Raw genomic sequence first — 22,744 nt, 5'->3', positions numbered from 1 at the left:
GGGATTAAGCCTGTAGGGGTGTCGCTTTTTTGAGGCACCCAGCGCCAATCCAACGCCGCGGCGCGGGAAACTCTGTCGCTGACGGCTCAAGCTCGGCTACTCTGATGCACGAGGCGGGCTGGCCATTCCATCGCACGGGTGTGCATGCGGCACCCCGGTCGCGCCCCTCACGGAGCGGGTCGTCCGGCAGAGGTCCCTAGGGCAACTGCGACGACGACGAACCGGAGCGGACACGGCGGTGCGGCGGGACGGCAAATCGAGAAACCGCAAGGGCTGATCGACGTGAAAGAACGGAACCCTGCGGCGCGGTCCGCGCTTCGGCTGGCTGGTGCCGTCGCATCGGTACTGGTCGTCGCTTGTCCGGCCGCCGCCGAGACCCTTGAGAGCGCGCTGTCCCGCGCCTATCAGGCGAATCCGGCGCTGAACGCGGCGCGGGCGAACCTGCGCGCGACCGACGAGGACGTGAATCGGTTCCAGGCCGGATACCGTCCGAACGCGGCGATCTCCGCGGATATCGGCGTCCAGCAGTTTCAGGGCTCGATCTCCGGACAGCAGATCAACGGCCGCCGCGGGCTCACGGTGCCCGGCGGCGCCGGCCTCACCGTCAACCAGAATCTCTTCGACGGCTTTCAGACGGATAACCGCGTCCGGGCGGCCGAATCGACCGTGCTCGGAACGCGCGAGGGCCTGCGCCAGACCGAGATGAACACGCTGTTCAACGCAGCCCAGGCCTATATGAACGTCCTGAGCGACACCGCGACGCTCGAACTTCAGCGCAACAACGTCGAGGTGCTCGAAGAGCAGTTGCGTCAGACGCGCGACCGCTTCAACGTCGGCGAGGTGACCCGCACCGACGTGGCCCAGGCCGAGGCGCGCCTCGCCGGGGCCCGCTCGCAGGTCAGCGCGGCAGAGGCGGCACTGCGCGCCTCGATCGGTATCTTCCGGCAGATCATCGGCGTCGAGCCACGTCAGCTCGCTCCCGGCCGGCCCCTCGACCGCTACGTGCCCGCCTCGCTCGATCAGGCGATCCTGATCGGTCTGAAGGAGCATCCGCAGATTCTCGCCTCGCTGCACTCCGTGGACGTGGCGGAGCTGCAGGTGAAAGTCGCCGAGGGCGCGCTCTACCCGCAGGCACAGGTGACCGGCGCCGTACAGCAGCGCTACGACCAGCAATTCCCCGGCGACAACGGCGTCACCGCCTCGATCGTCGGACGGGTCAACATTCCGCTCTACCAGGGCGGCGGCGAGTACGCGGCGATCCGGCAGGCCAAGGAGAATGTCGGGCGCGCCCGCCTCATCGCCGATCAGGACCGCGACACGATTCGCGCCTCGATCGTGCGGACCTGGGGCAACCTCGAAGCGTCGAAGGCGCAGGTGATCGCCTCGCAGGCGCAGGTTCAGGCCAACGAGGTGGCGCTGAACGGCGTGCGCGAGGAGGCCCGCGTGGGCCAGCGCACCACGCTGGACGTGCTGAACGCGCAGCAGGAGCTTCTCAGCGCGCGCGTCGCTCTGATCCGCGCGCAGCGCGACCGCGTCGTGAACTCCTACGACGTCGTCCAGGCAGTGGGCCGGCTCACGGTGCGCTTCACCAGCTTGCCGGTCACGCCTTACAGCGCCCGCGAGCACCTCGATCAGGTCCGCGATCTCTGGTTCGGCGTGCGGACGCCCGACGGCCGCTGACGCGCGCGCCGAGACGGCCTTTTCCTGTTGGCCGGCCGCGGACCATGGTTGATGCCGGGCGAGGCGATGAAATAGTTCGTTAACCTAATCATCGTCTTGTCAATCGTCACCGAGTATCGTCCCGATGAGCGCAGCGAGCCCTAAGGTTCAGGACAAGACGCAGGAACCCTCCATGGAGGAGATCCTCGCCTCGATCCGCCGCATCATCGCCGACGACCAGGCGCCGAAGCCCGTCGAGGCCAAGGCGCCGCCCCCGCCGGCTCCTCCGCCGCCGGACGACGACGTGCTCGACCTCGCTGAGGTCGCTGAGCCGCTGCGCAAGCCCGAGCCCGTCGCCTTCGACATGCCCGAGATCGATTTCCGCATGCCGGAATTCGAGTCGGAGCCGGAGCCCGCCTTCGATCCTCCGCCGTCGCAGCCAGACCCGTTCGACTTCGAGCCTGAGTCGCCTCCGAGAGCGAGCGAGCGGATCCGCGCGGCGGTCGAGGAGGAGGCGACGGAGAGACTCGTCTCGTCGAGCACCGTCGAGAGCGTCGGTCAGAACTTCCAGCTCCTCGCCCACACCGTGCTGTCCCAGAACGCCCGCACGCTGGAGGATCTCGTCCAGGAGATGCTGCGGCCGATGCTGAAGGGCTGGCTCGACGAAAACCTTCCGCACATGGTCGAGCGGTTGGTCCGGGCCGAGATCGAGCGGGTCGCCCGCGGGCGCTGACCCGGACGCGATCGCGGGCGGACCGGTCGAACCGTCGGTATGACCCGGCCGACGGTTGACGGCGGCACCGCGGCGGGCCGATAGCGACGGCGAGATTTCTTCAGATCGCCGCTTCGAAAAGCCCGCCTTCGCCCATGATGGACAAGACCTTCGACCCCGCCGCCGTCGAGGCGCGCGTCTCAGCGGCCTGGGAAGAGGGCCAAGCCTTCCGCGCCGGCCGTCCCGAGCGGGCCGGCGCCGAGCCCTTCAGCATCGTGATCCCGCCGCCGAACGTGACGGGCTCGCTGCATATGGGCCACGCGCTGAACAACACGATTCAGGACATCCTCGTCCGCTTCGAGCGGATGCGGGGGAAGGACGTGCTGTGGCAGCCCGGCACGGACCATGCCGGCATCGCCACGCAGATGGTGGTCGAGCGCCGGCTGATGGAGACGCAGCAGCCCGGCCGGCGGGAACTCGGCCGCGAGGAGTTCCTGCGCCGGGTCTGGGCCTGGAAGGAGGAATCCGGCGGCACGATCATCGGTCAGCTCAAGCGGCTCGGCGCCTCCTGCGACTGGTCGCGCGAGCGCTTCACCATGGACGAGGGTCTGAGCCGGGCCGTGCTCAAGACGTTCGTCGACCTGCACGCGCAGGGGCTGATCTACCGCGACAAGCGCCTCGTGAACTGGGATCCGAAGTTCCAGACCGCGATCTCCGACCTCGAAGTCCAGCAGATCGAGGTGAAGGGCCATCTCTGGCACTTCGACTATCCGGTCGTGGACGAGGCCGGCGCGGAGACGGGCGCGGTCATCACGGTGGCCACCACGCGCCCCGAGACGATGCTCGGCGACACGGCGGTCGCCGTCCATCCGGACGACGAGCGCTACCGCGATCTCGTCGGCAAGCGCGTGCGGCTGCCGCTGATCAACCGGCTGATCCCGATCGTCGCCGACGCCTATTCCGATCCGGAGAAGGGCACGGGCGCGGTCAAGATCACCCCGGCCCACGATTTCAACGACTTCGAGGTCGGGCGCCGCAACGGCTGCCGGCCGATCAACGTGCTCGACGCCGAGGCGCGGATCCAGATCGCCGGAAACGCCGATTTCCTCGCCGAGTCGCAGCCGGACGCCGACGCGCTCGCGCTCGACGGCCTCGACCGGTTCGAGGCGCGCAAGCGCGTCGTCGCCCTGATGGAGGAGCGCGGCCTACTGCGCGCGGTCGAGCCCAACACCCACGCAGTGCCGCACGGCGACCGCTCGGGCGTGGTGATCGAGCCCTACCTGACCGACCAGTGGTACGTGAACGTCAAGCCGCTGGCCGAGCGCGCGCTCCAGGCGGTGCGCGACGGCCAGACCAAGTTCGTGCCCGAGAACTACGAAAAAATCTTCTTCCAGTGGCTGGAGAACATCGAGCCGTGGTGCGTCTCGCGCCAGCTCTGGTGGGGCCATCAGATCCCGGTCTGGTACGACGCGGAGGGCGGCATCTTCGTTGCCGAGAGCGAGGCGGACGCCGTCGCGCAGGCGACGGCCAAGCACGGCCGTGAGGTTGCGCTGACCCGGGATCCCGACGTGCTCGACACGTGGTTCTCCTCCGCGCTCTGGCCGTTCTCGACGCTGGGCTGGCCGGACAAGACGCCGGAGCTCGCCCGCTTCTACCCCACCAACACCCTGGTGACGGGCAAGGACATCATCTTCTTCTGGGTCGCCCGGATGATGATGATGGGCCTGCACCTCACCGATCAGGCACCGTTCGAGACCGTCTACCTGCACACCCTCGTCCGCGACGAGAAGGGTGCGAAGATGTCGAAATCGAAGGGCAACGTCGTCGATCCGGTCGATCTGATCGACCGCTTCGGCGCCGATGCCCTGCGCTTCACACTCGCCGCCCTCGCCGCGCCGGGGCGCGATATCAAGCTCGGGCCGCAGCGGGTCGAGGGCTACCGCAACTTCGCGACCAAGCTCTGGAACGCGGCGCGATTCGCCGAGATGAACGGCTGCGAACTCAAGGCCGACTTCCGGCCCGAGGCCGTGCGCGAGACGCTCAACGCCTGGGCGCTCACCGAAGCCGCCAAGGCGGTGGCGGAGGTGGCGCAGGCCATCACCGTCTACCGCTTCAACGATGCGGCGGCCGCCGCCTACCGCTTCGTCTGGAACGTGTTCTGCGACTGGTATCTCGAACTCGCCAAGCCCGTGCTCCAGGGCGAGGGCGTGGATCCGGCCGCGCGCGCCGAGACGCAGGCCACCGTCGCCTTCCTCCTCGACCAGATCGCCAAGCTGCTGCACCCGTTCATGCCCTTCCTCACGGAGGAGCTTTGGGCGATCAAGGGACAGGCGCTGCCGACACCCCGCGGCCTGCTCGCGCTCGAATCCTGGCCGGAGCTGTCGGCCTATCAGAATGCGCAGGCCGAGGCCGAGATCGGCTGGCTGGTCGATCTGATCTCCGAAATCCGCTCGGCCCGCTCCGAGACGAACGTGCCGGCCGGCGCTCAGGTGCCGCTGGTGCTGGTCGCCGCCGACGCCTCGGTGCGCGCCCGGGTCGAGCGCTGGAGCGAGACCCTGACCCGTCTCGCCCGGCTCTCGGAGATCGGCTTCGCCGAGACCGCGCCGAAGAACGCGGTGCAGCTCCTCGTGCGCGGCAGCGTGGCCGCGCTGCCGCTGGAGGGCATCGTCGATCTCGCCGCCGAGGTCGCGCGCCTCAAGAAGGAGGCGGGCAAGGCGACGGCCGAGATCAGCAAGATCGAGGGCAAGCTCGGCAATGCCGACTTCCTCGCCCGCGCTCCCGAAGAGGTGGTGGACGAACAGCGCGAGCGCCGCGACGCGGAAGCCGCCCGTCTCGCCAAGATCGAGGAAGCCCTGGCGCGCCTCAGCGACGCATGAGAGGGCTGCGGCGGCTGGCTCTGGCGCTTGCCAGGCTCGCCGCCGCGCTTCTCGCGCTCACGTTTTGGACGGCGCGGCCCGGCGATCCGAGCCTCTACCCGCCCTCCGACACGGACGGGGAGACGGTGTTCCTCGTCAGCCACGGCTGGCATTCCGGACTCGTCCTGCGCCGCGAGAGCCTGACGGGGGAGGGGGCCGGTGCGGCGCTGCGCAACATCGCGACGCGCTTTCGCGCCTACGATGCGCTGGAATTCGGCTGGGGCGAGGCGCGCTTCTACCGGGCGACACCGACGCTCGCCGCCTTCGACTGGCGACTCGCCCTCTCGGCCCTGTTCACGCCCGGCGGGAGCGAGGGCGTGATCCAGGTGGTCGGGCTGTCGCGCCCAGCGCGCGAGAGCTTTCCGCAGGCCGAGATCGTTCCGGTGCCGCTTTCGCGAAGGGGGCTTTCGCGGTTGCTCGCCCGTCTCGACGCCGGTTTCCGTCTCGCCGACGGTCAGCCCGCGGCTCTCGGGCCGGGGCTCTACGGTCCGAGCCTGTTCTACGCGGGAGAGGGCCGCTTCTCGTACAGCAACGTCTGCAATCATTGGACGGCCGGTCTGCTGAACGCCGCGGGATTGCCGATCACGCCGGTGCTCGACACGCATCCGGCCGGCCTCCTCGCCGACCTGCGCTGGCGGGCGGGCCTGCCCCGCGCGGCGGCCTTAGAGGCCGGTCCGTACCTGTCCAAACCGTAATCTTCACGCCATCCGGCGGTCAGGCTGGGGGCCCTAGGACTCCCTCCACGGATCGCTGCCCGATGCTGACGGGCGGCAGACCCCACGTTCTGTCCGTCGGAGAACCTTATGACCATGACCGTCCGTCGCCGCGCCTTCGCCTCCGTCGCCGCGGCCGCCCTCGTCGCGGGCGGCGCCGCCGGCTTCGGCCTGACCGAGCCCGCCACGCCCGCCTACGCTCAGGCCCTGCCCAAGACCCCGATCGAGGCGCCCGAGCACCCGCCGGGATCCTTCGCCAACGTCGTCGACAAGGTGAAGCCCGGCGTCGTCGCCGTGAAGGTGAAGCTCGACAACAGCCTCGACGACGATGACGACAGCTCCGGCAACCCGAACCTCCAACAGGTGCCGCCGCAACTGCGCGAGTTCTTCAAGCGCTTCGGCCAAGGGGGCGGACAGGGCGGCCCCGGCAGTCGCGGCATGCCCCAGCGCGGCGAGCGCGGCGCGGTCGGCTCCGGCTTCATCATCTCGGCGGACGGCTACGTGGTCACCAACAACCACGTCGTCGACAAGGCCAAGACCGTGCAGGTCACCCTCGACGACGGCCGCACCCTCGATGCCAAGGTGATCGGCAAGGACCCCAAGACCGACATCGCGCTGCTCAAGATCAATGAGAGCGGCAGCTATCCCTACGTCCAGTTCGGCAAGGGCGCCCCCCGCGTCGGCGACTGGGTCGTGGCCATCGGCAACCCGTTCGGCCTCGGCGGCACCGTGACCGCCGGCATCGTCTCGGCCCGCGGCCGCGACATCGGCGCCGGCCCCTACGACGACTTCCTGCAGATCGACGCGCCGATCAACAAGGGCAATTCCGGAGGCCCGACCTTCAACGTCAACGGCGAGGTCGTCGGCGTGAACACGGCGATCGCCTCGCCGTCGGGCGGCTCGGTCGGCCTCGCCTTCGCGATCCCCGCCGAGACCGTGCAGACGGTGGTCGATCAGCTCCGCACCGACGGCAAGGTGGTGCGCGGCTATCTCGGCGTGCAGGTGCAGCCGGTGACCAAGGACATCGCCGAGGGTCTCGGCCTCGACAAAGCGAAGGGCGCCCTGGTCGATCACGCCGAGAGCGGGACGCCGGCCGCCAAGGCCGGGCTGAAGTCGGGCGACGTGATCGAGTCGGTCAACGGTGCGCCGGTCAACGATGCCCGCGACCTGTCGCGCCGCATCGCCGGCCTCAAGCCGGGCACCGAGGTGAAGCTGGCCTACCTGCGCGGCGGCAAGAGCGACGTGGCCACCGTCGAGCTCGGCACGCTGCCGACCGATGGTAAGGTGGCGAGCCGCGGCGACAGCTCATCCGGCGGCCAGCCGCGCCTCGGCCTGAGCCTGGCCCCGGCCAGCGAGATCGGTCTCGGTGACGAGGGTGTGGCGGTGATGGACGTCGATCCGGACGGCCCGGCGGCGGCCAAGGGCATCGCCCAGGGCGACGTGATCCTGGATGTCGCCGGGACCAGCGTATCGAAGCCCTCCGACGTGCAGGCGCAGATCCGCGCGGCGGAGGCGAACGGCCGCAAGGCGGTGCTGATGCGGGTGAAGAGCACCAAGGGCCAGACCCGCTTCGTCGCCGTCGCGCTCAACAAGAAGGAGGGCTGATCTCCTTCGCTCTAGAGCGGAACCAATTCGGCTCCGCTGCCCTTTCTCCACATCCCCTCACTTGGCGCCCGCTCCCTGAGCGGGCGCTTTTTCTTTCTGTCCCCAAGATTGGGCCGTCCTTCGCTCGGCTCGCTCGAGATGCAGCGCGGACCGCCCCGATTGAGACTGAGAAAGGCGGAGCCAAGTTCGATATTCCACCAGGTTGCACAATAACCTTGAAGTATAATCAGCTCCCTTGCTAGGCGATTGCATCATTTTATAGCGAGCACCAGCCTATGTTAATTAACCCGAAAGACATGGATGTGCACAATGTAATTAAACTCGATTAAATGGCTGAAATACAATGAAAGCAAGCATTCGCGCACGTTTGTACGGCGGATTTTCCTTGTTGGTCGCAATATCCTGCGGCATGGGCACATTCGCCTACACGCAGCTCCAAAGTCTCGACGATATGTTTCGGGCAAGGGCTCAGCTCGAGACAGCCGCTAGAAATCTCTACACGATCAATGGGCTATCTGATCGATTGGTCGGCCAAGCGGCTCAGTACAGACTGACCCAGGAGCCGGATCACACCACGGGCATGTTTGCTTCCCTCGATGGGATCCGGCAGAAGTCCGAGCAGCTCATCGCAACCACGCCGAGCGCGGAGCGCCGGGCAGCCTACGAGCGGCTGCGGGAGCAATCCATGGAACTCCGCCAGACGCTGCCGAGGCTGGTCGAGCTCGGCGCCCAGATCCGGGAGAACCGCGCCAGCGTCTACGTGAACGGGGACGAATTGACCAAGGCCTCCGGCGCCCTGATCGCCCAGATGCGGGCCACCGGCCAGGACGCGGTGATCGCCCAGGCCGTGGAGGTCGAGCGGACGCTGCTCCTCTTCCGCATCATGAACTGGCGCTTCCTCGCCACGAAGGATCCCAAGGGGCGGGGCCTCTCCGCCGGCGCCTTCGCCAATGCCGAGGCCGCTCTGGCGAAGCTGAATGGTCTCAACCTCACCGTTGCCGACCAAAAGACGCTGAAGGTCGTCGGCGAGGCCCTGAATCGGCTCAACTCGAGCTTCGTCGCCGCGTCCCGGGCCATCGTCGAGAGCGAAGCCTTGTTCGACGAGACGCTGAAGCCGAAGGTCGACGGCATCAATGCCGTTGGTCTGGCCGTGCGCGGCAAGCTCGAAGCGGCGCTGAAGGAAGGGGTCGATCAGAGCAACGCCCTGATGCAACGGGCCATGACCGTTCAGCTCGTCCTGCTCGGCCTGATCCTGGCCGCGGGCGCCGCACTGGCCTTCCTGATCGCGCGAAGCCTGATCCGGCCGATCGCGGGGATGACCGCTGCCATGAGCCGCCTCGCCGCGGGCGAGACGGCGATCATGGTCCCGTCCCAGGATGCAACCGACGAAATGGGCCAGATGGCCCAGGCCGTGGAGGTGTTCCGCCAGAACGCAGTGGCGCGCATCGCGCTCGAAGCGGAACAGGTCTCGCAAACCTCCGCTCGCCAGCGCCGGGCCGATCGCGTCGACGGGCTCGTACGCGGCTTCGAGGAGAGGATCGCCGCATCCATCGCGATCGTGACCTCGGCCGCGACCGAACTGGACTCCACCGCCCGCTCGATGTCGCAGGTCGCGGAGAGCACCAATGGCCGGGCGGTCTCCTCCAGCGCCGCGGCCGAGGAAGCCACAATGAACGTGCAGACGGTGGCTGCGGCGGCCGAGGAGATGGTCGCCTCGCTCGCCGAGATCGAACGGCGTGTCCAGCAATCCAACGACGTGGCCAGCCACGCCAGCCACGAGGCGCGCGCGACCACCGTCTCGATGACCGAACTCACCCAGGCGGCGGAGAAGATCGGTGAGGCGGTGACGATGATCTCGGGGCTTGCCGGCCAGACGAACCTGCTCGCCCTCAACGCCACCATCGAGGCGGCGCGGGCCGGGGAGGCGGGACGCGGCTTTGCCGTCGTCGCCACCGAGGTCAAGGAACTCGCCGCGCAGACCGCGCGCACGACGGAGGCGATCTCCGATCAGGTCACCGCGATCCAATCGGCATCCGCACAGGCGCTCGGCGCGATTCAGCAGATCAACCGGACCATCGTCTCGGTCAACGACATCACCGGGTCGATCGCGGCGACCGTCGTCCAGCAAACGGCCGCCACCAACGAGATCGCCCGCAACGCCTCCGAAGCGGCCCGCGGCACGCAGGACGTCTCGATGAGCGTCGCGCAGGTACAGGCGCTGTCAAGCGAGACCGGATCGGCGGCGCAGCAGGTGATGATGGCCTCGTCCGAACTCTCGACCCAATCCGAGAACGTGCGGCGCGACGTCGAGGATTTCCTCGCCGCGATCCGGGCCGCCTGAGGGGCCCGCCCCGCGCCCGGCCCGCCGGTTTGCAGGCTTCGATCCGACGGGCGGACCCGGCATCGCCGTTCCGGGTTCTCCCCCTCGACGGGCACTCTGCGAGAGGAAGACAGGCATGGCGAGCGTCGAGGCATCGGGCACCTTCGCGATCGGCGGAGATCTTACCGTTCACCGGCTCGGATTCGGCGCGATGCGCATCACCGGGGCGGGCATCTGGGGCGATCCGCCGGATCGCGAGCGGGCGAAGGCGACCCTGCGCGCGGTCCCCGGCCTCGGGATCGACCTGATCGACACCGCCGACAGCTACGGCCCCTTCGTCAGCGAGGATCTGATCCGCGAGACGCTCCATCCCTACAAGGGTCTCGTCATCGCCACCAAAGGCGGCCTGACCCGGCACGGCCCCGACATCTGGCGGCCCGTCGGCAATCCCGACTACCTGCGCCAATGCGTGCTGATGAGCCTGCGGCGCCTCGGGCTCGAGCGCATCGACCTGTGGCAGCTCCACCGGATCGGGCCGGACTGCCCCCGCGAGGTGCAGTTCGAAGCGATCGCCCGCATGCGGGAGGAGGGGCTGATCCGACATGTCGGCCTCTCCGAGGTCGCCGTCGAGGACATCGAGGCGGCCCGGAAATACTTCCCCGTCGCCAGCGTGCAGAACCGCTACAACCTGGTCGATCGGACCAGCGAGGCCGTGCTGGCCCATTGCGAGCAGCACGGCATCGGCTTCATCCCCTGGGCTCCCCTCGACAAGGGGTCGCTCACCGGCCCGGGCTCGGCGCTGGAATCGATCGCCAGGCGTCTCAACGCGAGCGGCGGCGCGGTGGCGCTCGCTTGGCTCTTGAAGCGCTCGCCGGTGATGCTGCCGATCCCCGGGACCGGCGATCCGGACCACCTCGCGCAGAACGTGGCCGGCGCCGAACTGCGCCTGAGCGACGAGGATTTCGCCACCCTCGACCGCGCGGGCCAAGAGGCGTGGCAGAGCCAGAGCGCCGGATAGGTAAGACGTGCTGAGACACACGTCGCGGCCGGGAGCGGACGGAACCTGACTTGGCGCGATTCTTTCTTGTCCGAGGCGGCGCGGACCGCCGGGAGGAAAGAAGCGACATGACATCAGCCGGCCACCTCGCTCGAACCGGGTTCCTCGGTGGTCTCGCGCTTCTCCTCGCGGCCGCTGTTCCGGCCTCGGCACAGCCGCGCTGGATCGCCGGCACCTACATCTATGCCGACCTCTGCACCGTGGCGGGGGACGGCGCCCGAACCGGCCGGCGCATCACCCTCAAGCGCTGGCCAGGGGGCGACAATCTCGTCTACGAGGGCGCCGGCCTGCCCGCGCCGATCGAGGCGGCCGTGACGATCGACGACAGCACCAAGGCCGTCGCCTTCCAGGTGGAGACGAGCGCCGGCCCCGTCAGCTTCCGCGGCACCGCCGGCCCCGACGCGCTCGTCGGCACCGTGGACGGCGCCGACGGAACGCAGCCGCTGCGCCTGAAGCGCGTGCTGCGCGCGCGTGCGCAGGAGATCTGCCCCGGCGAGATCACCGGCTCGATCAACTGAGCCGACGCCGACTGCTCGCGCCCGACTTTCTCGCTTACCATTGACGCCGACGGCTGCCGGCGCGAGTGAGGCGCGGGGGTCGAGACGAGGCAACGAGCATGGGCGAGACGAAGCGCAGCTACCGGATCGCGGTGATTCCCGGCGACGGCATCGGCAAGGAGGTGGTGCCGGAGGGCGTGCGGGTGCTGGAACGGGCCGCCGCCCGGCACGGCTTCGAGATCGTTCAGGACTGGTTCGATTTCGCTTCCTGCGACTACTACGAGGCGCACGGGCGGATGATGCCCGAGGATTGGAAGGAGCGCATCGGCTCGCACGATGCGATCTTCTTCGGCGCCGTCGGCATGCCCGAGCGCGTGCCCGACCACATCTCACTCTGGGGCTCGCTGATCCAGTTCCGGCGCGAGTTCGACCAGTACGTCAATCTGCGCCCGGTGCGGCTGATGCCCGGCGTCGCCAGCCCGCTCGCCGGCCGCAAGCCCGGTGACATCGACTTCTGGGTGGTTCGCGAGAACACCGAGGGCGAGTACTCGAATGCCGGCGGGCGGATGTTTCCGGGCACGGAGCGCGAGTTCGCGGTGCAGGAATCGATCTTTACCCGCTTCGGCGTTGATCGCGTCCTGAAATTCGCCTTCGAGCTGGCCCAGAGCCGGCCGAAGAAGCATCTGACCTCGGCCACCAAATCGAACGGCATCTCGATCACCATGCCGTACTGGGACGAGCGGGTTCGGGCGGTGGCGCAGGACTACCCCGATATCCGCTGGGACCAGTACCACATCGACATCCTGACCGCGCATTTCGTGCTGAACCCGGACCGGTTCGACGTGGTAGTGGCCTCGAACCTCTTCGGCGACATCCTCTCCGATCTCGGACCGGCCTGCACCGGCACCATCGGCATCGCGCCGTCCGGCAACATCAATCCGGACAGGCTCTTCCCGTCGGTCTTCGAGCCGGTGCACGGCTCGGCCCCCGACATCGCAGGGCAGGGGATCGCCAACCCGATCGGCCAGATCTGGTCGGGGGCGATGATGCTGGAGCATCTCGGCGAGTGCGAGGCCGCGGCCGAGATCGTCGCCGGCATCGAGCGGGTGCTCTCCGAGCAGGCGCTGCGCACCCGGGACCTCGGCGGCAACGCCGACACGCAGGCCTGCGGCCGCGCCGTCGAGCAGGCCCTGGGCTGAAGGGCTGGCAGCGATGAGACCCGTCGTCGTCACCGTGGCGATCACCGGCTCAGTCGCGCGCAAGGCCGACAACCCGACCGTGCCGATCACGCCGTCCGAGCAGATCGAATCCACCCACGCCGCCTACGAGGCCGGCGCGGCGCTGGCGCATATCCACGTGCGCGCGGACGACGAGAGCCCGTCACTCGATCCGGAGCGGTTCGGCCGGGTGCAAGAGGGCATCCGCCGGCATTGCCCGGATATGATCGTGCAGTTCTCCACGAGCGGCGGCGGCTCGGACCCGTTGGAACGGGGCGCCTGCCTGATCCACCGCCCCGACATGGCTTCCCTCACCACGGGCTCGGTCAATTTCGGCGAAGGAGTCTACGAGAACCCGGCGGCGTCGTTCACGAGCCTCGCCCGGCGGATGCGCGAGGAGGGGGTGGGCCCTGAGATCGAGGTGTTCGATCTCACCCACATCCACAACGCCCGCCGCCTCGTGGACGAGGGCGTGATCGGGGCGGCTCCGCACGTGCAGTTCGTGATGGGCATCCGCAACGCCCTGCCACCGGATCCCCATCTCCTCGACATCCTCCTCGCCGAGACTCGGCGCCTGCTGCCGGGTGCGACGTGGGGCGCTTTCGGTATCGGCCGCTTCCAGAGCCCGGTGATGGGCTGGGCGCTGGCGCGGGGCGCACAGGGCGTGCGCACCGGTCTCGAGGATAACGTCCGCCTCTCCAAGGAGCGGCTCGCCGACGGCAATGCCGCCCTCGTCCGGCTGGCCGCCTCGATCTGCGCCGAGCACGGGGCGCGACCGGCGACGCCGACCGAGGCGCGGGCGATGCTGCGCCTCGGCTGATCGTCGGTCAGGCCAGGGCGGGGCGTGTCTTGCGCTGCAGGGCCTCCTCGACGGTGCCGTCACCATCGAGATAGCCGTGGCGCTTCGGGTTCGGCATCAGCAGCGAGGCGACGAACGCGACCGCGAGCATCACGGCGACGTACCAGAAGAAGCTGCTCTCCGCGCCCACCTGCTTGAGCCAGAGCGCGATCGCCTCGGCCGTGCCGCCGAACACCGAGTTGGCGATGGCGTAGGACAGCCCGACGCCCAGCGCCCGCACCTGCGTCGGGAACAGCTCCGCTTTCACGATGCCGCTGATGCCGGTGTAGAAGCTGATGACGACCAGCCCGGTCATGATCAGGCAGAAGGAGAGGATCGGGCTGGTGGTGGCGCCGATCGCCGTCATCAGCGGAACGATCATCACCGTGCCGAGCCCGCTGAACAGGATCATGCTCGTCTTCCGGCCGATGCGGTCCGAGAGCCAGCCGAAGAAGGGCTGGATCACCATGTAGACGAACAGGGCCACCGTCGTGAGCTGCGAGGCGGTCACCTTGTCCATATGGGCGGTGTTGACGATGTACTTCTGCATGTAAGTCGTCAGCGTGTAAAACGAGAGCGATCCGCCGGCGGTGATGGCAAACACGACGGCGAAGGCGCGCCAGTGCTTGAACAGTCCGGCGAAGGTGCCCGATTCCTTCGAGTCCCTGTTCTCCTCGCTCATCGTCTCGGACAGCGAGCGGCGCAGGAACAGGGCGACCACCGCCGCCAGGGCCCCGATGACGAAGGGGATGCGCCAGCCCCAGGCGGTGAGCTGCTCCGCCGTGAGCAGACCCTGGAGCACGACGAGCACCAGCGAGGCGAGAAGCTGGCCGCCGATCAGCGTGACGTACTGAAACGAGGCGTAGAAACCCCGCTGCCCCTTGGCGGCGACCTCGCTCATGTAGGTGGCGCTGGTGCCGTACTCGCCGCCGACCGAGAGGCCCTGCACCATGCGGGCGAGGACGAGAAGCACCGGCGCGAGATGGCCGACGGTGGCGTAGGTCGGCAGCAGGGCGATGGCGAGCGAGCCACCGCACATCATCAGCACCGAGATCATCAGCGAGGTCTTGCGGCCGAGCCGGTCGGCGATGCGCCCGAACAGCCATCCGCCGATCGGCCGCATGAAGAAGCCCACCGCGAAGACCGCCGCCGATTTGAGAAGCTGCCCGGTGCTGTCGCCTTCGGGGAAGAAGACCGGAGCGAAGTAGAGCGCGAAGAAGGCGTAGCAGTAGAAGTCGTACCACTCGACGAGATTGCCCGACGAGGAACCGACGATCGCCATGATGCGGCGCCGACGGTCGGCCGCCTCGTCCTGCGCCGCCGTCGCAGTAATGTCCTGCATGCGCTGTCCCTGATCGGCCGGCCTCGCGGCCCCGTGATCCCTCTCGCGGCTGCGTAACTAATCGTGAGTGGCACGCTGCCGACGCGGCACGCGCCCGTTCCGTGACAGAAATCGGCAAACGTTGCACCCGGCCCATTCGATCGCTCCGAAGCCGGCCGGAGGAACCTGTGACGCGGGCGAAGATCCTCTGTGCGGCGCGCCCGTTTCGCTCAGCCGCAGACCGGCACAAGCGAGCATCGGCACGTCGCTCGATAATATTCTGCAAGAAACATGAATGATCTTTGGAACGTTGATCCACCGTTCCTCGGACAATCATTCGGTATCGAACAAAGTCATACACGCATTGCCACGCTTATCCCGAACAACACGGCGCTCGGCACGGTGCAATGCATCTTTTCGGAACGGTTTTCCCCGGTCCGCCGTTGCGAGCCGGTTCTCGGCGCCGCGTCGGCAGCCGGCAGAAGACAGGGATGGAACATGACCAAGTTCTTTCGCAGCACGGCGACGGCCGCGATTCTTGTGCTCGGCGCGGCGACCGCTCTCGCTCAGGGTGGCGGCGCCGGCGCAGGCGGTGCCGGCGGGGGCGCGGCCGGAGGAGCAGGCGGGGCCGCAGGGGGCGGTGCCGGGATGGGAGCCGGCGGCGCGGGCGGCGCCGGGGGAGCGGCCGGAGGAGCGGCCGGAGGAGCGGGCAGCGGGGCGGCGAGCGGCCCGCGCGGCGGAGCCGGTGAAGCGGGCGGGGCCGGTGGCGCCCGCGGCGGCGAGGTCGGCGGCGGCGCACGCGGAGGCGAGACCGGCGGGGCGGCGAGCGGCGCCGGTCGCGGCGGCGAGCCGGGAGAGGCCGGGACACGCGGAGGCCGCGAAGGCGGCCCGGCCCGCGCCGGAGAGACGGGTGATCGCGGCAACCGCGACGGCAACCGCGACACGGGCCGGGACGGCGCCGGCGAGCGCGAAGGCCGGGGTGGCCGTGACGCGGCCGGGGAGCGCGGCAACCGTGACACGGGCCGCGACGGCGCGGGGGAACGCGGAGCACGCGACGGGGCCGGCGAGCGGGGTAGTCGCGGGGCCGCCGCCGAGGCGCGCGGGGCCTCGAAGAGCCTGAGTTCGACCCAGCGCACCGAGTTCCGGCAGTCGATCACCCGCTCCAATGTCCGGGCGGTCACGAACGTGAACTTCGCGGTCCGCGTCGGCACGGCGATCCCGCGCTCGGTTTCGCTGCACCCGCTTCCCCCGGCGATCCTCTCCCTGGTGCCGGCCTATCGCGGCCTGCAGTTCATCCTGGTCGGCGACGACATCGTCATCATCGATCCCGACACCTACGAAATCGTGGACGTGTTCCCGGCCTGATCCGGCCTCTGCCACATTGCAACGGAGGGCGGTGGCGCTGCGGCGTCGCCGCCCTTTGCGTGTTCGGGCTCGTCTTGCGGAACAGGAGAGGAACGGCTAGGCTGTTCGTGCTTTGTTTTCAACGATTCTGCGGCGCCCCCGGCCCGCGGTCGACAGCAGGTGCCGCATGCTGACCCGCAAGCAACTCGAACTGCTCCAGTTCATCCAGCAGAGGATGCAGGAGAGCGGCGTGCCGCCGTCTTTCGACGAAATGAAGGACGCGCTCGATCTCAAATCCAAATCCGGCATCCACCGCCTGATCATGGCGCTGGAGGAACGCGGCTTCCTGCGCCGCCTGCCGAACCGGGCCCGTGCCATCGAGATCCTGCGCATGCCCGACCTAGCGGCAGCCAAGTCCGCGCCCGCCTCCGAGCCCCGCCGATTCACCCCGAGCGTGGTCGAGGGGGGCTTGTCGGGCAAGCCGCCCGCGCCGAAGCCGGCGATGCTGCAGGCCCATGACGGCAACGGCCAGTCGGTGATGGTGCCGGTGATGGGCCGGATCGCCGCCGGTACGCCGATCTCGGCGATCGAGAGCCAGAGCCACTCGATCTCGATGTCTCCCGACTTCCTCTCGGGCGGCGAGCACTACGCGCTGGAAGTGCGCGGCGACTCGATGATCGAGGCCGGCATCCTCGACGGCGATCTCGTGGTGATCCACAAGCAGGACACCGCCAATAACGGCGACATCATCGTAGCGCTCATCGACGACGAAGAGGCGACTCTCAAGCGCCTGCGCCGCCGCGGCTCCTCGATCGCCCTCGAGGCGGCCAATCCGTCCTACGAGACCCGCGTGCTCGGTCCGGATCGGGTGCGCATCCAGGGCAAGCTCGTGAGCCTCGTGCGCCGCTACTGAGGGACCTCGGCCTGCGGCAGGTCCGACGGATCCGTCGCGCTCGGGTCGCTCGATGATTGCGGTTCCGACCGGGCAGCCGGTGTCTCCGTGCCGGTCGCTTTGGACTGTAAGGCCGGCTGCCACGGCTTCGGTTGGCCGGTCCCGCGAGCGGTGGCAAGTTCCGGCCCCGCCGTTCCGAGGCGGATGGCGGTGGCGCCCTGCGCAGCCAGGAAGGTGCGGTCGGCGATCAGCGGCGCGGCGCAGCCCGGCGGCGCCCGCAGGCGGGTGATCAGGATGTCGGCCCGGGCGCAGTCCTCGGCGAAGGCGCGCTTGTCGGTGACGAGCGCGACGGCGCGGCCATCGACGGCCACGAGCGTGCAGCCGAGACGGTCGCAGCGCGGTCCAGGATCTCCGGTGAGGGATTCCGGGCGGCGCCCGTCGCCGTCAGCCTTCAGCCACTGTTCCAGCACGAAGCCGGGCGGACGGCCGAGGACGACGAGGCGGCCGTCCCTACCGCGGACCGCGGCGCCGGCCCCGTCCCGGTCGATGTAGATGTCGTAGCGCGACGGGCTCGCGGCGAGCGCGATGCCGACCCCCGCCGGCAGCAGGGCGAGCAGCCGCAGACGCGACACCGGCAGGGTCGCGAGGAGCAGGGCGGCCGCGAGAAGCGTCAGGGCGCCCGTTCCGAAGGCCGGCAACACCACGTTGGCCTGTCCGAACCCGGCGATCCAGGCCGAGATGTCGAGCATGCCGCGCACCGCGAGCCCCATCAGCCACCAGACCGGACGATCAAGGGCGAACGGGTAGGCCAGCATCCCGAGCACTGCCGCGGGCATGACCGCCAGCGATACGAGGGGCAGCGTCAGGGCATTGCCGACGAGGCCGAAGGGCTGCACGGTCTGGAAGTGGTAGGTCGCGAAGGGCGCAGTGGCGATCTGTGCCACCAGCGTCGTGGCCAATGTGCCGACCACCGCCGTCGCCAGCCACGATGCGGCCCGTGCGACGCGGGAGGAACGCTCGGTTCGGAAGACGCGCCCATCGATGAGCGGCGCGCAGGCGATCAGGCCGGCCACCGCCCCGAACGACATCTGGAAGCTCGGACCGAGCAGTGCCTCCGGCTCGCGGGCGAGTGCCAGGATGGCAGCGAGCGCGAGATTGCGCATGCTGAGCGCCGGACGATCGACGAGGATCGCGCCGAGCATCACAAGCGTCATGATCAGCGCCCGTTCGGCCGCGACATCCCAGCCGGAGAAGGCGCAGTAGGCGGTCACGCCCAGCATCGCCGCGCCGGCCGCGATCTTCTTGATCGGCCAAGCGAGGACCAGCACCGGAACCAGCGCGAGCCCGGCCCGCACCAGCCAGAACACCACGCCGGCCGCGAGCACCATGTGGAGCCCGGAGATCGAGACGACGTGATAGATGCCGGCCGCCCGCAGGATGTCGTTCGTCTCGTTCGCGATCAGTCCGCGCTTTCCCGTGACGAGCGCGGCCGCGACGGCGCCGGCCTGGCCGCCGATCGCGTCGGTGATCCGGCGGGTGAAGGCATTGCGGGCCGCGTCGATGTCGGCCCCCAGTCGCAAGGACCAGGGGAGCGGTTCGGCCGGCGCCCCGATCTCGACCTTGCCCACCAGCGATCCCACCGCGCCGATCCCGCGGAAATACGCGTCGCGCGCGAAGTCGTAGCCGCCCGGCCGCACCGCCTCGGGCGGTGGCAGCAACCGTGCGGTGGCTCGGATCGTGTCGCCCGGCCTCACCGCCTGCGCCGCGCGGTAGGACACGCGCACCCGGCGCGGACGTTGCGCCGGGGCGAGGTCGCCGAAGCTCTCGACGCGGACGATCAGCCGCGCGCCGCCCTCCCGCTCTTCGAGTCCCTCGACCAGGCCGGCGAGCGGCGCGATGGTCACGCGGCTCAGCACCGGCCCTGCGACGGAGGCGACCCTCCAGACGGCGGCCGCATAGCCGAGGAAGAGGGCAGCGAGGGCGAGCGTCAGCGCGAGTGCGATCGGGCGCGCCCGCAGGGTCAGCGTGACGAGAAGACAGAGGGCGGCGGCGATCAGCGGGGCAGCGAGGAGGGCCTCCCCGTCGGCGGCCGTGAAGAAGACCAGGATGCCGGCCCCGAAGGCGACGGCAAGCCACGGAAACAGCCGGCGCTGCTCGGCCTCGCGGGCGAGACCCGCGCCCAGTCCCTCGATCGTCGCCCGCCAGAGCTGCGACAGGGCGGGAACGCGGCCGGCGAGGAGGGCTGGAGCCGCCCCGCTCACCGCTCTGCCGCCGCCCTGCGCCATGCCCCGCCACGTCCCGAGACCTGCGATGCCCGCGCGACGGGCACACGTGACGGATTCTTAACGCATCCGCTCGCTCGTGCTACACGCCCGGCGAGACCGGCTGCGGCCGCCCTCGCGCCATCCCGCACTTTTTTCGAAGAAGCCTCTCAGCCGCCGATGTCGTCACCGGTCGTCACGCGCTTTGCGCCCTCGCCCACGGGCTTCCTGCATATCGGGGGAGCGCGCACGGCCCTGTTCAATTGGCTCTACGCCCGCCGGTTCGGCGGCCGAATGCTGCTGCGCATTGAGGACACCGATCGGGAGCGCTCGACGCAAGGAGCGATCGACGCGATCCTCGACGGGATGCGCTGGCTCGGCCTCGATTGGGACGGCGAGGTAATCTATCAGTTCGCCCGCGCCGAGCGCCACCGCGCGGTGGCGGAGAGCCTGCTCGCCTCGGGCAACGCCTACCATTGCTACGCCAGCGCCGAGGAGCTGGCGCAGATGCGCGAGACCGCCCGCGCCGAGGGCCGTGCCCCGCGCTACGATGGCCGCTGGCGCGACCGCGACCCGTCCGAGGCGCCTCCCGGCGTGAAGCCGGTGATCCGCCTGCGCGCGCCGACCGAGGGCGAGACCGTGGTGGAGGACGCCGTGCAGGGCCGCGTCACCTGGGCGAACCGCGATCTCGACGATCTCGTGCTGCTGCGCTCCGACGGCACTCCGACCTACATGCTCGCCGTCGTGGTGGACGATCACGACATGGGCGTCACCCAGGTGATCCGCGGCGACGACCATCTCACCAATGCCGCGCGCCAGAGCCAGATCTACCGGGCGCTCGGCTGGGACGTGCCGGCGATGGCGCATATCCCGCTGATCCACGGAGCGGACGGGGCCAAGCTGTCCAAGCGACACGGCGCGCTCGGGGTCGAGGAGTACCGCGATCGCGGCTACCTCCCGGCGGCCCTGCGCAACTACCTCGTCCGACTCGGCTGGAGCCACGGCGACCAGGAAGTCTTTTCCACCGAGGAGATGATCGCCGCCTTCGACCTGAAGGCGATCGGTCGCTCGGCCGCGCGCTTCGACTTCACGAAGCTGGAGAGCCTGAACGGGCTCTATATCCGCGGCAGCGACGACGCCGTTCTGGTCGATGCGGTCGACGCGATTCTGCCGGCCCGCGGTCCCGAACGCGGCCTGCCGACCGCCCTCACGCCGGATCTGCGTGAGAAGCTCCTGTCCGCGATGCCGGGGCTGAAAGAGCGCGCCAAGACGCTCGTCGAACTCCTCGACAGCGCCTACTACCTCTATGCCCCCCGTCCGCTCATCCTCGACGCCAAGGCGGAAGGCCTGCTCGCCGGCGAGGCGCCGGAGCGGCTGCGCGCCCTTCTTCCCGCCTTGGAGGCCCTGCCCGAGTGGAGCGCCGCGTCGACGGAGGCCGCCGTGCGCGGCTTTGCCGAGAGCCAGGGCGTCAAGCTCGGCCAAGTCGCTCAGCCGCTGCGGGCCGCGCTCACGGGCCGCGCCACCTCGCCGCCGGTCTTCGACGTGATGGCCGTGCTGGGCCGTGACGAAGCGCTCGCCCGCCTGCGGGATCGCCTTCCGGCCTAACGCCCGACCACGCGACGGATCAACGCATCTGACCGCAGGACGCGTTGATCCACCCTGCGCCGCCGACCGCCGTGACGCCGATGCCGCCATGCGCACGACGAGCGGAGTGACAACTCGACATAAATGACAGCACCGATCTTCCGCAGCTGACCGTCACGCGGCCCGAAGGCGGAAAGTCTTGTCCTTTCCCGCGTTTTGGCATCATCTTCGAGCCAGCGGTACGCTCGGACCGCGCGAAATCCGGGGGATGAGGCAGATCAGAATCGACGCCATCGTGCTCCGACAGTGACAGAGGCGGCCCGTTCTTCGCATATGCGAAGAAGCGGAAGGCACCCTGCCGTTGCTGGGCGTCGACCGATCCGTTAACCCGGTGCTTCAGTGAGCGGGCGCAGTGCTCTGCTGCGGCGCCACAACGGAGCGGGAGGCGACGCCTTCCGCTCCCGTGCTGTTCCCGTCGCGAGAAAGGGTCCGCGATCCCATGAGCGCTTCCGCCAGCACCATCATCGTGGGCGACAAGAACGTCGAACTGCCCATCAAGACCGGAACGATCGGCCCGGATGTGGTCGATATCGGCAAGCTCTACGCCCAGACCGGGAAGTTCACCTTCGATCCCGGCTTCACCTCGACCGCCTCCTGCGAGTCGAAGATCACCTATATCGACGGCGACGAGGGCGTGCTGCTCTATCGCGGCTACCCGATCGAGCAACTCGCCGAGCAGGGCGACTTCCTCGAGACCGCCTACCTGATGCTGTTCGGCGAATTGCCGTCCTCCGCCCAGAAGGCCGACTTCGATTACCGGGTCACGCGCCACACCATGGTGCATGACCAGATGAACCGCTTCTTCCAGGGCTTCCGCCGCGACGCCCACCCGATGGCGGTGATGGTCGCCTGTGTCGGCGCACTCTCGGCCTTCTACCACGACTCGACCGACATCTCGGACGAGTCGCAGCGGATGATCGCCTCGCTGCGCATGATCGCGAAGATGCCGACGCTCGCGGCGATGGCCTACAAGTACACGATCGGCCAGCCTTTCGTATATCCGAAGAACGATCTCGACTACACGTCGAATTTTCTGCGGATGTGCTTTGCCGTTCCGTGCGAAGAGTACGCGATCAATCCGATCTATGCGCGGGCGCTCGACAAAATCTTCATCCTGCACGCGGACCACGAGCAGAACGCCTCGACCTCGACGGTCCGGCTCGCCGGCTCCTCGGGCGCCAATCCCTTCGCCTGCATCGCCGCCGGCATCGCCTGCCTGTGGGGTCCCGCCCATGGCGGCGCCAACGAGGCGGCGCTGAAGATGCTGATGGAAATCGGCCACCCCGAGAACGTGCAGAAATACGTCGCCAAGGCGAAGGACAAGAACGACCCCTTCCGCCTGATGGGCTTCGGCCATCGGGTCTACAAGAACTACGACCCGCGCGCGCGCATCATGCAGAAGACCACCCACGAGGTCTTGAACGAGCTCGGGCTGAAGGACGACCTGCTGGAGGTCGCGGTGCAGCTCGAGAAGATCGCCCTCGAGGACGAGTACTTCATCGAGAAGAAGCTCTACCCGAACATCGACTTCTACTCGGGCATCACCCTCAAGGCGCTCGGCTTCCCGACCTCGATGTTCACGGTGCTGTTCGCGCTCGCCCGCACCGTCGGCTGGATCGCGCAATGGGCCGAGATGATCGAGGACCCGTCCCAGAAGATCGGCCGCCCGCGCCAGCTTTATATCGGCCCGGACCGCCGCGACTACATCCCGATCGGCCAGCGTGGCTGATTAAGCCCTCGCCCCCGAGC

The 22,744-nt window shown here is 68.9% G+C and carries 16 protein-coding genes; 14 read left to right on the top strand and 2 right to left on the bottom strand.

All coding sequences use genetic code 11. The annotated features are described in order from the left end of the window. The first annotated feature begins 144 nt into the window (after positions 1-144). The 10 genes from MPPM_RS25525 (at position 145) to MPPM_RS25480 (ending at position 13,515) form a co-directional block, all read left to right on the top strand. Positions 145-1,680 carry a TolC family outer membrane protein gene (locus MPPM_RS25525; protein WP_432419835.1) on the top strand — a complete coding sequence of 512 codons (1,536 nt, stop codon included), beginning with the start codon at positions 145-147 and terminating at the stop codon, positions 1,678-1,680. A gap of 124 nt (positions 1,681-1,804) precedes the next feature. Then, positions 1,805-2,392 carry a PopZ family protein gene (locus tag MPPM_RS29275; protein WP_173807958.1) on the top strand — a complete coding sequence of 196 codons (588 nt, stop codon included), beginning with the start codon at positions 1,805-1,807 and terminating at the stop codon, positions 2,390-2,392. A 134-nt stretch (positions 2,393-2,526) separates the two neighbouring features. Next, positions 2,527-5,247, top strand: a complete 2,721-nt coding sequence (locus MPPM_RS25515; RefSeq protein WP_096487474.1) for a valine--tRNA ligase — start codon at positions 2,527-2,529, stop codon at positions 5,245-5,247. Continuing rightward, positions 5,244-5,981: a DUF2459 domain-containing protein gene (locus MPPM_RS25510; RefSeq protein WP_096487473.1), complete on the top strand. Its 738-nt coding sequence runs from the start codon at positions 5,244-5,246 to the stop codon at positions 5,979-5,981. The genes MPPM_RS25515 and MPPM_RS25510 overlap by 4 nt, the downstream gene beginning before the upstream one ends. 108 nt (positions 5,982-6,089) lie before the next feature. Then, a complete protein-coding gene (locus tag MPPM_RS25505) occupies positions 6,090-7,604 on the top strand; it encodes a Do family serine endopeptidase (RefSeq protein ID WP_096487472.1) in 1,515 nt (504 codons plus the stop codon). A gap of 409 nt (positions 7,605-8,013) precedes the next feature. After that, entirely contained in the window at positions 8,014-9,945 is a 1,932-nt protein-coding gene (locus tag MPPM_RS25500; protein ID WP_096487471.1) for a methyl-accepting chemotaxis protein, read from the top strand. Between the two features lie 115 nt (positions 9,946-10,060). Beyond that, positions 10,061-10,942 (top strand): aldo/keto reductase, encoded by an 882-nt coding sequence (locus MPPM_RS25495; RefSeq protein ID WP_096487470.1) that lies wholly within the window; start codon positions 10,061-10,063, stop codon positions 10,940-10,942. A gap of 107 nt (positions 10,943-11,049) precedes the next feature. After that, the gene (locus MPPM_RS25490; protein ID WP_096487469.1) at positions 11,050-11,499 is read left to right on the top strand and encodes a hypothetical protein; all 450 of its coding nucleotides are present in this window, start codon (positions 11,050-11,052) and stop codon (positions 11,497-11,499) included. A 98-nt stretch (positions 11,500-11,597) separates the two neighbouring features. Next, the gene (locus MPPM_RS25485) at positions 11,598-12,677 is read left to right on the top strand and encodes a tartrate dehydrogenase (RefSeq protein WP_096487468.1); all 1,080 of its coding nucleotides are present in this window, start codon (positions 11,598-11,600) and stop codon (positions 12,675-12,677) included. 13 nt (positions 12,678-12,690) lie between these two features. After that, on the top strand, positions 12,691-13,515 hold the full coding sequence (locus MPPM_RS25480; RefSeq protein ID WP_096487467.1) for a 3-oxoadipate:acetyl-CoA acetyltransferase: 825 nt from the start codon (positions 12,691-12,693) through the stop codon (positions 13,513-13,515). Between the two features lie 7 nt (positions 13,516-13,522). On the opposite strand, the gene MPPM_RS25475 is transcribed toward MPPM_RS25480, so the two are convergent. Further along, positions 13,523-14,875 (bottom strand): MFS family transporter, encoded by a 1,353-nt coding sequence (locus MPPM_RS25475; protein WP_096487466.1) that lies wholly within the window; start codon positions 14,873-14,875, stop codon positions 13,523-13,525. A gap of 477 nt (positions 14,876-15,352) precedes the next feature. Between MPPM_RS25475 and MPPM_RS25470 the strand changes: the two genes are divergently transcribed. Next, the gene (locus tag MPPM_RS25470) at positions 15,353-16,219 is read left to right on the top strand and encodes a DUF1236 domain-containing protein (protein WP_096487465.1); all 867 of its coding nucleotides are present in this window, start codon (positions 15,353-15,355) and stop codon (positions 16,217-16,219) included. Between the two features lie 166 nt (positions 16,220-16,385). After that, entirely contained in the window at positions 16,386-17,111 is a 726-nt protein-coding gene (gene lexA, locus MPPM_RS25465; RefSeq protein ID WP_096487464.1) for a transcriptional repressor LexA, read from the top strand. Here the strand turns inward: lexA and MPPM_RS25460 are convergent. Next, positions 17,105-19,375: a ComEC/Rec2 family competence protein gene (locus tag MPPM_RS25460; protein WP_096487463.1), complete on the bottom strand. Its 2,271-nt coding sequence runs from the start codon at positions 19,373-19,375 to the stop codon at positions 17,105-17,107. The two genes, lexA and MPPM_RS25460, sit on opposite strands and share 7 nt — an antisense overlap. A 156-nt stretch (positions 19,376-19,531) precedes the next feature. Between MPPM_RS25460 and gltX the strand changes: the two genes are divergently transcribed. Next, positions 19,532-20,956: a glutamate--tRNA ligase gene (gene gltX, locus MPPM_RS25455; protein WP_096487462.1), complete on the top strand. Its 1,425-nt coding sequence runs from the start codon at positions 19,532-19,534 to the stop codon at positions 20,954-20,956. 478 nt (positions 20,957-21,434) lie between these two features. Continuing rightward, positions 21,435-22,724, top strand: coding sequence for a citrate synthase (gltA, locus tag MPPM_RS25450; RefSeq protein WP_096487461.1), 1,290 nt, complete (start codon positions 21,435-21,437; stop codon positions 22,722-22,724). The last annotated feature ends 20 nt before the right edge of the window (positions 22,725-22,744 follow it).

The sequence above is a fragment of the Methylorubrum populi genome (assembly GCF_002355515.1).
Taxonomy (GTDB): Bacteria; Pseudomonadota; Alphaproteobacteria; order Rhizobiales; family Beijerinckiaceae; genus Methylobacterium; species Methylobacterium populi_A.
Note: the sequence above shows the minus strand (reverse complement) of the source record. Positions and strands in the feature narration are given on the sequence as shown.

Coding starts and splice junctions, on each gene's coding strand:
- MPPM_RS25505 (WP_096487472.1), top strand. CDS start 6,090: ATGACCATGACCGTCCGTCGCCGCGCCTTCGCCTCCGTCGCCGCGGCC.
- MPPM_RS25490 (WP_096487469.1), top strand. CDS start 11,050: ATGACATCAGCCGGCCACCTCGCTCGAACCGGGTTCCTCGGTGGTCTC.
- MPPM_RS25485 (WP_096487468.1), top strand. CDS start 11,598: ATGGGCGAGACGAAGCGCAGCTACCGGATCGCGGTGATTCCCGGCGAC.
- MPPM_RS25525 (WP_432419835.1), top strand. CDS start 145: ATGCGGCACCCCGGTCGCGCCCCTCACGGAGCGGGTCGTCCGGCAGAG.
- MPPM_RS25470 (WP_096487465.1), top strand. CDS start 15,353: ATGACCAAGTTCTTTCGCAGCACGGCGACGGCCGCGATTCTTGTGCTC.
- gltX (WP_096487462.1), top strand. CDS start 19,532: ATGTCGTCACCGGTCGTCACGCGCTTTGCGCCCTCGCCCACGGGCTTC.
- MPPM_RS25515 (WP_096487474.1), top strand. CDS start 2,527: ATGATGGACAAGACCTTCGACCCCGCCGCCGTCGAGGCGCGCGTCTCA.
- MPPM_RS25460 (WP_096487463.1), bottom strand. CDS start 19,375: ATGGCGCAGGGCGGCGGCAGAGCGGTGAGCGGGGCGGCTCCAGCCCTC.
- MPPM_RS25500 (WP_096487471.1), top strand. CDS start 8,014: ATGGGCACATTCGCCTACACGCAGCTCCAAAGTCTCGACGATATGTTT.
- MPPM_RS25495 (WP_096487470.1), top strand. CDS start 10,061: ATGGCGAGCGTCGAGGCATCGGGCACCTTCGCGATCGGCGGAGATCTT.
- MPPM_RS25510 (WP_096487473.1), top strand. CDS start 5,244: ATGAGAGGGCTGCGGCGGCTGGCTCTGGCGCTTGCCAGGCTCGCCGCC.
- MPPM_RS25475 (WP_096487466.1), bottom strand. CDS start 14,875: ATGCAGGACATTACTGCGACGGCGGCGCAGGACGAGGCGGCCGACCGT.
- MPPM_RS29275 (WP_173807958.1), top strand. CDS start 1,805: ATGAGCGCAGCGAGCCCTAAGGTTCAGGACAAGACGCAGGAACCCTCC.
- MPPM_RS25480 (WP_096487467.1), top strand. CDS start 12,691: ATGAGACCCGTCGTCGTCACCGTGGCGATCACCGGCTCAGTCGCGCGC.
- lexA (WP_096487464.1), top strand. CDS start 16,386: ATGCTGACCCGCAAGCAACTCGAACTGCTCCAGTTCATCCAGCAGAGG.
- gltA (WP_096487461.1), top strand. CDS start 21,435: ATGAGCGCTTCCGCCAGCACCATCATCGTGGGCGACAAGAACGTCGAA.